Source organism: Pseudomonas sp. LAIL14HWK12:I10 (genome assembly GCF_900184205.1).
In the GTDB taxonomy this organism is placed as follows: Bacteria; Pseudomonadota; Gammaproteobacteria; order Pseudomonadales; family Pseudomonadaceae; genus Aquipseudomonas; species Aquipseudomonas kermanshahensis.
Window position 1 is genome coordinate 25496 of sequence record NZ_FXWU01000013.1, and the last position, 10649, is coordinate 36144.

Annotated in this window: 12 protein-coding genes; 6 read left to right on the forward strand and 6 right to left on the reverse strand. The window is 61.4% G+C overall.

All coding sequences use genetic code 11. From position 1 onward, the window contains the following. Nucleotides 1–69: 69 nt before the first annotated feature. Both mnmH and selD read right to left on the reverse strand, forming a co-directional pair. The gene (mnmH, locus tag QOS90_RS23510) at nucleotides 70–1182 is read right to left on the reverse strand and encodes a tRNA 2-selenouridine(34) synthase MnmH (protein WP_085272630.1); all 1113 of its coding nucleotides are present in this window, start codon (nucleotides 1180–1182) and stop codon (nucleotides 70–72) included. Continuing rightward, on the reverse strand, nucleotides 1182–2216 hold the full coding sequence (gene selD / locus QOS90_RS23515; RefSeq protein WP_085272631.1) for a selenide, water dikinase SelD: 1035 nt from the start codon (nucleotides 2214–2216) through the stop codon (nucleotides 1182–1184). The genes mnmH and selD overlap by 1 nt, the downstream gene beginning before the upstream one ends. Before the next feature lie 127 nt (nucleotides 2217–2343). Here selD and QOS90_RS23520 point away from each other — a divergent pair, with 127 nt between their 5' ends. The 4 genes from QOS90_RS23520 to phnE are packed head-to-tail and all read left to right on the forward strand — an operon-like array spanning nucleotide 2344 to nucleotide 5595. Continuing rightward, on the forward strand, nucleotides 2344–3198 hold the full coding sequence (locus QOS90_RS23520) for a putative selenate ABC transporter substrate-binding protein (RefSeq protein ID WP_027595519.1): 855 nt from the start codon (nucleotides 2344–2346) through the stop codon (nucleotides 3196–3198). A gap of 11 nt (nucleotides 3199–3209) precedes the next feature. After that, nucleotides 3210–4010, forward strand: coding sequence for a phosphonate ABC transporter ATP-binding protein (locus tag QOS90_RS23525; protein ID WP_027595520.1), 801 nt, complete (start codon nucleotides 3210–3212; stop codon nucleotides 4008–4010). Next, complete coding sequence (locus QOS90_RS23530; RefSeq protein WP_085272632.1) at nucleotides 4004–4831, forward strand: PhnE/PtxC family ABC transporter permease; 828 nt, start codon at nucleotides 4004–4006, stop codon at nucleotides 4829–4831. The genes QOS90_RS23525 and QOS90_RS23530 overlap by 7 nt, the downstream gene beginning before the upstream one ends. Continuing rightward, complete coding sequence (gene phnE / locus QOS90_RS23535; RefSeq protein ID WP_085272633.1) at nucleotides 4828–5595, forward strand: phosphonate ABC transporter, permease protein PhnE; 768 nt, start codon at nucleotides 4828–4830, stop codon at nucleotides 5593–5595. The genes QOS90_RS23530 and phnE overlap by 4 nt, the downstream gene beginning before the upstream one ends. A 29-nt stretch (nucleotides 5596–5624) precedes the next feature. Here the strand turns inward: phnE and QOS90_RS23540 are convergent, their stop codons facing one another. Continuing rightward, entirely contained in the window at nucleotides 5625–6515 is an 891-nt protein-coding gene (locus QOS90_RS23540) for a bestrophin family protein (RefSeq protein WP_027595523.1), read from the reverse strand. Nucleotides 6516–6762: 247 nt separating this feature from the next. On the opposite strand from QOS90_RS23540, the gene QOS90_RS23545 reads away from it, so the two are divergent. After that, on the forward strand, nucleotides 6763–7059 hold the full coding sequence (locus QOS90_RS23545; RefSeq protein ID WP_027595525.1) for an addiction module antidote protein: 297 nt from the start codon (nucleotides 6763–6765) through the stop codon (nucleotides 7057–7059). 10 nt (nucleotides 7060–7069) lie between these two features. Here QOS90_RS23545 and QOS90_RS23550 read toward each other — a convergent pair whose 3' ends face one another. Together QOS90_RS23550 and QOS90_RS23555 are read right to left on the reverse strand one after the other, a co-directional pair. Further along, nucleotides 7070–7549, reverse strand: coding sequence for a GNAT family N-acetyltransferase (locus QOS90_RS23550; protein ID WP_085272634.1), 480 nt, complete (start codon nucleotides 7547–7549; stop codon nucleotides 7070–7072). A gap of 93 nt (nucleotides 7550–7642) precedes the next feature. Next, complete coding sequence (locus QOS90_RS23555; RefSeq protein ID WP_027595527.1) at nucleotides 7643–8290, reverse strand: S1 family serine peptidase; 648 nt, start codon at nucleotides 8288–8290, stop codon at nucleotides 7643–7645. Nucleotides 8291–8633: 343 nt separating this feature from the next. On the opposite strand from QOS90_RS23555, the gene QOS90_RS23560 reads away from it, so the two are divergent. Next, complete coding sequence (locus tag QOS90_RS23560; protein WP_085272635.1) at nucleotides 8634–9965, forward strand: Fic family protein; 1332 nt, start codon at nucleotides 8634–8636, stop codon at nucleotides 9963–9965. 141 nt (nucleotides 9966–10106) lie between these two features. Here the strand turns inward: QOS90_RS23560 and QOS90_RS23565 are convergent, their stop codons facing one another. After that, nucleotides 10107–10325 (reverse strand): hypothetical protein, encoded by a 219-nt coding sequence (locus QOS90_RS23565; RefSeq protein WP_085272636.1) that lies wholly within the window; start codon nucleotides 10323–10325, stop codon nucleotides 10107–10109. Nucleotides 10326–10649: the final 324 nt, after the last annotated feature.

Here is a 10649-nt window from a genome sequence, read left to right on the forward strand (position 1 = left end):
AGCCTTAGAGGCTACATAGTTCGGGTGGGAGCTGGCTTGCCGGCGATGGGGCGCGAAGCGGCCCTGGTTTTATTTGCGCAGTTCGCGCCGCGCGCGGGCCTTGAGGTATTCGCGCACCTCCACGGCATCCCCCGCAAACTCGATACGCTCAGCCTTGGCATCGCGCTGATAGGCATACATCGGGTCGTAATACTCCTTGAGCAACCCTTCGATCCAGCCCCGGTGCAGCTCCACCGCGCCGCTGCGCTGTTGCTCATCCAGGGCTTGTTGCAGGATGGCGGACAAGCGTTGGCAGCGTTCACCACCCAGTCGCTTGTGGATATTGGCCATGCTCGACAGCATGCGTTCGGCAAACAGTCGGCGGCCCTCTTCGTCGCCGTGCACATCGACGAACTCTGCGCTCAGGTTGACCACGTAATCGCGCAGGATACGTTCAACACGCTGCTCGAAACTGTCCTCCAGCCATACCAACGGGTACTGCTGCATGCCTTGATACAAAGCCAGCGGCACGGTGCAGCTGCCGACGATACGGCCTTCATCTTCGAGCACGAACTGCTCGATGCCACGCGCGCGCTTTTTCAGCACATCGATGGCCAGCTTGTTTTCGAAGCCGATTTGCGCGGGCTGCGCGGTGGCACGCTTGCCGAAGCTGGAGCCACGGTGGTTGGCATGACCTTCAAGGTCCAGCCCATTGCTCAACTGGTGCAGTACCTCCGTCTTGCCGGTGCCGGTGAGGCCGCCGATCAAAACGAAATCGCACTGCGCCACGGCCTGCTCAGTGGTGTCCAGCAGAAAGGTGCGCATCGCTTTGTAGCCGCCCTTGACCCGCGGGTAGTCGATACCCGCTTCATCGCGCAGCCACTGTTGAACGATCAACGAACGCAGGCCACCGCGGAAACAGTACAGGTAGCCCTCGGGATGCGCCTTGGCGAAGCTGGCCCAGGCGTGCAGGCGGTCGCGCTTGGTCGCGCCACTGACCAGTTGGTGGCCAAGCGTGATGGCGGCGGCCTGGCCTTGCTGTTTGTAGCAGGTGCCGACCTTCTGCCGCTCCTGGTCGTTCATCAGTGGCAGGTTGACGACGCCCGGGAAGGCACCTTTGGCGAATTCGATGGGCGCGCGCATGTCCATCATCGGCACGTCGTTCAAAAATAGCGGGCGAAAATCCGTGCAGTCGGGACGCATCAGATCACCTCGACCGCGTTGCTCTGTCGCTCACCCAGCGTGCCGATGGGCGACAGTTGCAGGCCCAGTTCGGCCGCCACGGCCAGAAACTGCGCTTCACCCTCAGGGCTGACCGCCACCAGCAGGCCGCCGCTGGTCTGCGGGTCGCACAGCAGGTGCTTCTGCTCATCGCTCAGGGCGCCGATCTTGTGGCCGTAGCTTTCGTAATTGCGCAAGGTGCCGCCCGGGATGCAGCCCTCGGCCAGGTAATGCTCGACACTTGGCAGGCGCGGTACTGCGGCGTAGTCCAGGTGCGCGGTGAGGCCGCTGCCGTCGGCCAGCTCCACCAAGTGGCCCAACAGGCCGAAGCCGGTCACGTCGGTCATCGCCCTTACACCTTCGAGCTTGCCGAAGCGGCTGCCGGGGGTGTTGAGGGTGCACATCCAGTCGCGCGCCAGGCCTTGGTCCTGCTCGCGCAGCTTGGCCTTTTTCTCCGCGGTGGTGAGGATGCCGATGCCCAGCGGTTTGGTCAGGTACAGGCGGCAACCGGCGGTGGCGGTGTCGTTGCGCTTGAGATGGCGCTTGCTGACCACGCCGGTGACGGCCAGGCCGAAGATCGGCTCCGGGGCGTCGATGGAGTGGCCGCCAGCCAGCGGGATGCCGGCTTCGGCGCAGACCGCACGCCCGCCGCGGATCACTTCGCGGGCGACTTCCGGCGGCAGCACGTTGACCGGCCAGCCGAGGATGGCGATGGCCATCAACGGGTCGCCGCCCATGGCGTAGATGTCGCTGATGGCGTTGGTGGCGGCGATGCGGCCGAAGTCATACGGGTCATCGACGATCGGCATGAAGAAGTCGGTGGTCGAGACCACGCCGCGCTCTTCGTCCAGGGCGTACACGGCAGCGTCGTCGCGCGAAGCATTGCCCACCCAGAGGTTCGGGTCCAGGGCCTGGACGCCGCTTTCGGCAAGGATTACGTCCAGTACCTTGGGGGAGATCTTGCAGCCACAACCGGCACCATGGCTGTACTGGGTCAGGCGGATTGGCTCGCTCATACATACCTCAGCAGATCAAATTGTTGCGCGATTGTAGCAAAGCTGGCCATTGCGCCATGGACACTTATACTTTTCACGGTCGGCACGGCTGCCGACCCTTTAGCTGCCAATGACCCGGAGATTGCCCATGCTCAAACGCCCTCTGGCGCTCGCCGCCGGCCTCGTGCTGTCCTGCTGTGCCGTTGTCGCCCAGGCTGCTGAAACCCTTCGGGTCAGTGCCATCCCCGACGAAGCGCCCACGGAGCTGCAGCGTAAATTCAAGCCGTTGGGGGAGTACCTGGCCAAGCAGCTGGGCATGGAGGTGAAGTTCGTGCCGGTCGCCGACTACCCGGCGGTAGTCGAATCGCTGGCCTCCGACCGCCTCGACCTGGCGTGGCTGGGTGGGTTCACCTTTGTTCAGGTGCACTTGAAAGACCCGAATGCCACGCCGCTGGTGCAGCGTGAGCAGGACGCGCAATTCACGTCCAAGTTCATCACCGCCAACCCCAATGTGAAGAGCCTGGCCGACCTCAAGGGCAAGTCGTTCGCCTTCGGCTCCATATCGTCCACCTCGGGCAGCCTGATGCCGCGTTACTTCATGCTCAAAGAGAACAACATCAAGCCTGAGGACTACTTCAGCCGTGTGGCCTACTCCGGCGCCCACGACGCCACCGCAGCCTGGGTGCAGGCCGGCAAGGTCGATGGCGGGGTGCTCAATGCCAGCGTCTGGCAAAAGTTGGTGGACGCCGGCAAGGTCGATACCAGCAAGGTGAAGGTGTTCGCCACTACCCCGACCTACTACGACTACAACTGGACCGTGCGCGGCAACATGGCGCCGGCACTCAAGGCGAAGATCAAACAGGCGTTCCTCGACCTGGACCCGGCCAACCCCGAGCACAAGGCGATCCTCGACCTGCAGGCTGCCAGCCGCTTTATCGAGACCAAGCCTGAGAACTACCAGGGCACCGAACAAGCCGCGCGTGAGGCCGGCCTGCTCAAGTGACGTCCGCTCCGGTGGCAATTCATCTGCACGATGCCAGCCTGCAGCATGGCCAGGTCCGCGCGCTCGACGCGATCAACCTGCGTGTGGAGCAGGGCGAGCGGGTCGCGATCATCGGCCCCTCTGGCGCTGGCAAGTCCAGCCTGCTGCACCTGATGGCCACTGCCATCCAGCCCAGTGCCGGGCGCCTGGCGCTGTTCGGTGAACAGCCCTGGCAGTTGTCTGGCAGGGCGCGTCAGCGCTTGCGGGCACGGGTTGGCTTGGTGCATCAGGCACCGCCCTTGCCGCCGCGCCAGCGGGTTGTGACCGCAGTGCTGGCGGGGCGACTGGGGCAGTGGGGTATCGTACGTGGCTTGCTCAACCTGCTGTACCCGACCGATGTGCCAGGCGTTCGCCAAGCATTGGCCGAGCTGGGGCTGGCTGACAAACTGTTCGTCCAGTGCGGGCAACTGTCTGGCGGCCAACTGCAACGGGTGGGCATTGCACGGGTGCTGTATCAACGCCCGGACTTGCTGCTGACCGATGAGCCCGTTTCGGCGATGGACCCGGTGCTGGCCGACCACAGCCTGGCATTGCTCAACCGCCACGCCCAGGCCAACGGTGTAACGCTGGTGGCCAGCCTGCATGCGGTCGAGCTGGCGCTGGCGCACTTTCCACGGGTGATTGGCATTCGTGAAGGGCAGGTGGTGTTCGACAGCCCGGCCGAGGCGGTCAGCCCGCAAATGCTCGATGCACTCTATGCCAACGAACACTTGGCTTCGCCTCCCTTGCAGGGCCCTGCAGCAGTGCTGACGGTACAGATCCCGCGATGCTGAAGGCCCATGCCCGCGACCCGGCTGCCCTGCCACGGTTGCTGCTGACCCTGCTTGCTGTGGCGGTGTTATGGCCGGGCCTGCAGTTGAGCGAGCTGAACCCCGGCGTGCTGTGGCAGGCCGAGAACCGTCAGCAGATCGCCAGCTTCACCCAGGCATTCTGGCCGCCGGCGCACGATGCCGCCTTCTTGCAGTTGCTGTACGAGGCCACCTTGCAGACCCTCGCCGTGGCCACGGCCGGCATGACCCTGGCGCTGGTGTTGGCGGTACCTGCCAGCCTGCTGGCCAGCCGTGCCTTGTCGTTGCGTGCGGCCTCCCGTGGCGGGCGGGCCGGGTGGTGGTCGCGGGTGCTGCGGCTGCCGGTACGCGGGCTGCTGATCTTTCTGCGCAGCGTGCCAGAAATCGTCTGGGCCTTGCTGTTCGTGCGTGCCGTGGGGCTTGGGCCAACGGCGGGGGTGCTGGCCATCGCCATTACCTACAGCGGCATGCTCGGCAAGGTCTACGCCGAAATCTTCGAGTCGGTCGACCAACGCCCGGCCTATGCCCTATTGCAGGCCGGCAGTGGTCGGCTGATGGCCTTTTTCTACGGCATCCTGCCCAATGCGGTGTCGGAAGTGGTGTCGTACACGGTGTACCGCTGGGAATGCGCGGTGCGTGCCTCGGTGGTGATGGGGTTTGTCGGCGCTGGCGGGTTGGGGCAGCAGATCGACCTGTCGATGCGCATGTTTGCCGGCGCGGAGGTGGCAAGCATGCTGCTGACGTTTCTGTTGCTGGTATCGCTGGCTGACCTGCTCAGCCGCTTTCTGCGAGGAAGGCTGGCATGAACCGGGCGATCAATCTGCTGGTGCTCGGCGTGATCATCGCGGCGGTGGTGGCCTCGTTCGCCTACCTGGAGCTGGACCTGCACGCGCTGGTCGGTGATGGCGGGCTAGGGCAGATGGGCGAGTACGCGGGGCGATTCCTGCACCCGGACGGGACCGTCGAGCATTTGCGCGCGGTCTGGCATGGCGCCTTGGAGACCTTGGCGATGTCGGGCCTGGGGACTTTGCTGGCGGTGGTGCTGGGGATGCTGCTGGCGTTACCGGCGGCGGGCCGCTTCGGCTGGCCGCTACAGGCAGCGGCGCGTGTACTGCTCAATGCCTTGCGGGCCATCCCGGAATTAGTCTGGGCGGCGCTCACCGTGCTGGCCGCAGGGCTTGGCCCGAATGCTGGGACCCTGGCCTTGGCGTTACACACCGCCGGCGTGCTCGGCCGCTTGTTTGCCGAGGCACTGGAAAACGCCCCGGCAGAGCCTGCAGCAGCCATTCGCTTGCAGGGGGGCAGCCAGGTGGCGGCATTCTGCTTTGGTACCTTGCCTAACCTGTGGCCGCAGTTGCTGGCTTACAGCCTGTACCGCTGGGAGAACAACATCCGCATGGCCAGTGTGTTGGGGTTTGTTGGGGCAGGTGGGTTGGGGCAGATGCTCTACACCACCTTGAGCCTGTTCCAGGAGGCGCAAGCCAGCACGGTGATCATCGCCATGCTGGTGCTGGTGTTGCTGGTGGATGCCTTGAGCGATGTGCTGCGCCAGCGCTATGTGCGCGCCTGACTGGGGCTGCAGAGCAGCCCGCGCACGCATCAGGTGGTCAGTTCGCCATGCTGCGCTTCCCGTTGCATCGACTCTAAGTTGCGCTCAATCGTCTCGCAGATGGTGTCCATCTGGATCTGGTGCTCGCTGAAGCGGAAGGGGCTTTGCAGGTCGGTGCCGATCCGCTCGATGGCCAGCAACATGAACCCCACCACCGTCGACGCCAGCGGTGTGAACCACTCCAGCGACTCGACCAGCCCCACCGGCACGATCAGGCAGAACAGCGTGATGAACAGCCGCGGAAAATACACATAAGGGTAGGGCAGCGGCGTATTGGCGATCCGCTCCATGCCGCCCTGGGCATTGGACAGGTCCACCAAGGTCGACTCCAGCCGCGCCAGGCGAATGCTGTCCAGGCGCCCGGCTTGGTATTCCCGCGCCAGCAGGGCTGCCGAGCCACTGAGGATGTCGTTGGCGAAGTTGTTCGAGCGGTTGCGCCGCTCGAACTCCGCCTGCGGGATGAACGCTATCAGTTCATCCGGGCAGCGGTCGCCCTTCAGGTGCGCAGCCAGGCAGTTCACATAGGCGATATGCCGGCGCAGCAACGTGGCCTTGATCGGGTTCAGCCCGTCATCCGGGTCATCGATCAGCGTCAGCGTCTGCCGGGCAAAACTGCGCGAACTGTTGACCAGCGCACCCCACAACGTGCGCGCCTCCCACCAGCGGTTGTAGGCGCTGCTGTTGCGAAAGCTCACCAGCACCACCAGCGCCGAACCCAGTAAGGTCAACGGAATCAACGGCAGGGTGAACTTGCTGTTGAAGAACAGCATGAAATCGATGGTGACCAGCACATCCCAGATCAGCAGCCAGAACAGCGACCAGCCGATGTAACCGATGGTCTTCACCACCAAGCGGTACTTGCGGGCGATGATCTCTTTCACACGGGGTACCTCGAAACGCGGGGGATGCAGGATCGGACGTCGAGGGATGGGTATGGTTCGGCAGCTGATGTTGCAAGACATTTTTTGGACGTGTTTGAAAGAAAAAACTGACTGAGGTATCAGACGCTCCTGAATTCTCTTCGCAAAGGTGAAACGGCAAAGTAGACGGCTTCCATATGGTGGGCGGAGACAAATCTTCCCAGACCGCCGATATCCTCAAAGCGAGAAAGCTGGTGGAGGAGATGAAATGAGCGAAAAATTGATCCCTTTTGATATCGCCGACTTGCTTGACAGTGATGCAGCAATCAGCGAATACCTCAGCCAGGTGCTATCCGATGGCGATACAGATGAGATTATCCGGGCCATCGGTCATATCGCTCGGGCACGGGGAATGACACAAATCGCTGCACAGAGTGGGTTAGGTCGAGAAAGTCTCTATAAAGCACTTAGCCCAGGCGCTAAGCCCCGCTTTGATACAGTGCTTAAAGTCATACGTGCCCTAGGCGTGGAGCTTTTTGTTCAGCCCCATACGTCGTCGCATTAGATTTCGCAGGCTAGGCCAGTACCTGCCTCATCTGCACCAACGCCACCCGCTTCCCATCCGGCGCCTGGCGTTCTTCGATGCCGAACGGCACAAAACCGAGCTGTGGATAAAGCAGCAACCCCGCCGTGTTGTGATTGAAGCACGACACCCAAATCTCTCGCGCCGCAAACTGTTCGCGGGCCAGCTCGATCATGGCGGTTACCAGGTAGCTCGCCACCCCATGGCCGCGGGCAGCTGGCGCCACCACCACGTTGCCCAGGGCGCACACGCCGCCGTGCTCGGCTTTGTAGAAGTTGGCAAAGCCCAGCACCATGCCGCCGCCTTGCACCACCGTAGAGCCGTTGCGCTGGGCGATGGCGTCGGTCAATTGCACGGGGGTTAGGGGGTAGGTGGCTTTGGGGAACATGTAGAACAGTTCGTCCGGGCCCTGGGGGAAGCAGCAGATGGCGGGGATGTCGCTGGGTTGAACAGGGCGGTGGCTGAGGTGCATGGCAGGTCCTTTTGCAGTGCGTTGGCTGGCCGTTTGCGGCCAAGCCCCGCTCACAGGCTAGCACTGCCTCAGTAGGAGATCACCGTCGACTGCTCACGGCTTGGCCGCCACCGCCACAATCCCCTTGATCGCCGCAGGTGCATGAGGCTTGGCCTTGCGTGCCAGCAAGTACTGGAAGCGCCGCCATTCCTTGTCGATCTCGCTGTACGACATGAACACGCTGACGCGCTCTTTATCGGCGAGGTCCGGGCGAGTGCGCGCATCGATCTCGTTCTTGGGGATGAACGCAATGTTGATACCCACCACCTGGCCATCATCAGCGAACACTGGCCCGCCAGACATGCCCTTGACCATCGGGCCGTCGTGCAGCGAGTAGAAGACACTGCCCGGCGTACCTTCAAGGCGCACCAGCGACGGCAACGCATGGCCCTTGCCCTGCACGGGAATCATCAGGCTGTTGAAGCCGACCGCCGTCACCGACTCACCCGGTACGTATTGCCGCCAATGCGGCACCTCGCTGGCCTTGTGCTTGAAGAACACCACATCGCCGAGGCCCTCATGGACCACGTTACGCAGGAAGGGGGTGTGTTTGGCGGTCACTGCGTAGTCTTCGTTCCACTGGATGGCGCTGGCCATCAGCAACAGCGGCAGCGGCGCACCTGAGGTGACCACGAAAGCTTGGCTGTAGACGGGATCGGAGACGTAGGACGTTGGCACTCCATTGCACCCACTCAGCAGCATCATTGCTGCCAGACAGGGCACGGTTGTTTTCATGTGTCACACAGTCGTGGAGAAATGGGGGCGCAAATATGGCTAAGAGCCATCATGCTGGCAATACTTTGTGCATATATCCGACGAGTGACATCTTAAGTAGGGGGGAGGGTAATGGCCAATAGATTCCCGGCATGGCTGCAGGGCTGACAGTCAGGCGTGCGGCGTCAATTTGTGGGTGGGTTGGAGGCCGTGTTTTTGGTGCGTTTTTAAGTTGAGGTGAGCTGCGATGAGCGCAATTGAGCTGCATTTGAGCTGTATTTGAGCTGCATTGAGCTATATTGAGCTCTATTGAGCTGTATTCGGAGTTCCGATGACTTTGCCAAACAAAATTCTGAGTGCGCTGGAAGGCGAGCAAGCCCTGAGTTCCCGTGAGATTGCCGAGCTTCTGGGGCTCAGTTGGTCAACCGTCAAACGCCACCTTGATGTATTGATGGAGGCGGGGAAGATTCAGCGTGAGAGAGAAGGACGTACCGCCCGCTATCGGCTCGTACGCGCATCTGTGACCCGTCTCCAAAGCATTCCCGCACAAGTTATCGCTTCAGATCTGCCGTGGTCTTCCGAAAGTATTAACCTACGCAAATCCTTGCTCCTTCCACTGGCTATGCGTGACGTCGTCACGTATCAGCGAGATCTAGTCGATAGCTATCAGCCTAATCAAACCACGTGGCTATCTCCTGATCTAGCGGAAACTTTGGAGGTTGAAGGCAGAATGAAGGGGCAGCAGCCTGCCGGCACCTATGCCCGGAAAGTGCTGGAGCCCCTGCTGATCGATCTCTCCTGGTCTTCATCGCGTCTTGAAGGCAACCGCTACTCGCTGCTCGACACTGAGCGGTTGTTCAAAAGCGGTATAACCGATGGCGATCTGGATGCGGTGATGCTGCTCAATCATAAGGCAGCCATCGAGTTCATGATCGATGCGGTACCGGAGTATGGCCTCAACTCAGCGGTGATTCGCAACTTGCATGCCTTACTGATGCAGGATCTGCTCGCAGACAGCACTGCGTTGGGCAGTATTCGCCAGACCGTGGTGAACATCAGCGGTACCACCTATTTCCCCACCCAGGTTCCCACATTGCTGGAGGAGATGTTCGAGCAGATTCTCGACAAGGCCAGGCAAATCAAGAGCCCTATTGAGGCGGCGTTTTTTTTGTGGGTGAACCTGGCTTATCTGCAGCCGTTCGAGGATGGCAACAAACGCACCAGTCGACTGGCGGCGAATATCCCGTTGATGCTCTACAACTGCTCGCCATTATCGTTCCTGGATGTGATACCCCAGGACTATGCACTCGCCATGATGGGGGTTTATGAACAGCGCGACATGGCTATGGCAGTTGATCTGTTCGTCTGGGTTTATCGTAGGTCCATCAAAAAGTATGGCGTCATGCTGGAAGCCATGGGTGTACCCGACCCCGTGCGTCTGCACTTTCGAGAGGTGCTGAACGAGGCAATCAATGCGGTGGTGCGCGACAGGCAGGCAGTAGGCGAAGTGGTTGCCGGGCTGTTGTTGTCGGAACACGAGAAGTTGCAGTTCGAACCGCTGTTGCAGGCAGAGCTGGATAGTCTGGCATTGCATAACTGCGCCCGGTACCGGCTGGGCATGAGGCAGGTGCAAGCTTGGATCGAGGCGGGGCGGCCACGTTGAGTGGGCATTCCCCCAAAAACCTTGTCCTTTTGTCCTTCGGCCGCAGTTAGCTGACTCCACAGAAAATTACACAAACAGTAACTTTCTGTGGAGTGTGTTTCCTCTGACTTCAAGTCCGAGGCATAGCGCCATCCGCGGCAATCAATCCTTGCTGGCGTTGAGCTTGCGCAGTTCTTCATAGGTAGCCGACTGCACGAACCAGAAGCCGGATACGATGCACCAGCTCAGGCTGCCAACGACGAAAATGCCCAGGCCAGCGAGGAAGCCGCTGGTGAACATGGCGACCAGCGCAAAAAGCCAGATCACGGCGAGGGAGATGTAGAGGACCAGGTTGTTGACGCTGATGACGAAATCTTTCACTTGCAAATTCCTTGTTGAAATCTGGAGAACGGCGCCCATCCAAGGGCTAGCGAATGATATCACAATGCCTTCATTGGGCTGCCCGCGGAGGCCGTTCCGGGTGCTGTGGGGTTAAGGGGGGAACTGGGCGGGGGGCTAAGATGTGTTTGCCGCGGCTTTAGTCGTGGATTTGAGATCGCGCGCCGCCCGCGCGGCGCTTCGCAGCACAAGGCTGCTCCTACATTTGTTTCGGGCCAGTCAAGTCTGTGCGGCCGGCGCGCGATTGCCTTGTTCGTGCAACTCGATATTGAGGGGGTCGCCAAGAGGGTCGCGCGACCATGCCCC

Bases quoted from the DNA above. Each gene is read 5' to 3' on its own strand.
- QOS90_RS23550 (WP_085272634.1), bottom strand. From the start codon at position 7,549: ATGCACCTCAGCCACCGCCCTGTTCAACCCAGCGACATCCCCGCCATC.
- QOS90_RS23560 (WP_085272635.1), top strand. From the start codon at position 8,634: ATGACTTTGCCAAACAAAATTCTGAGTGCGCTGGAAGGCGAGCAAGCC.
- QOS90_RS23555 (WP_027595527.1), bottom strand. From the start codon at position 8,290: ATGCTGCTGAGTGGGTGCAATGGAGTGCCAACGTCCTACGTCTCCGAT.
- phnE (WP_085272633.1), top strand. From the start codon at position 4,828: ATGAACCGGGCGATCAATCTGCTGGTGCTCGGCGTGATCATCGCGGCG.
- selD (WP_085272631.1), bottom strand. From the start codon at position 2,216: ATGAGCGAGCCAATCCGCCTGACCCAGTACAGCCATGGTGCCGGTTGT.
- mnmH (WP_085272630.1), bottom strand. From the start codon at position 1,182: ATGCGTCCCGACTGCACGGATTTTCGCCCGCTATTTTTGAACGACGTG.
- QOS90_RS23520 (WP_027595519.1), top strand. From the start codon at position 2,344: ATGCTCAAACGCCCTCTGGCGCTCGCCGCCGGCCTCGTGCTGTCCTGC.
- QOS90_RS23545 (WP_027595525.1), top strand. From the start codon at position 6,763: ATGAGCGAAAAATTGATCCCTTTTGATATCGCCGACTTGCTTGACAGT.
- QOS90_RS23530 (WP_085272632.1), top strand. From the start codon at position 4,004: ATGCTGAAGGCCCATGCCCGCGACCCGGCTGCCCTGCCACGGTTGCTG.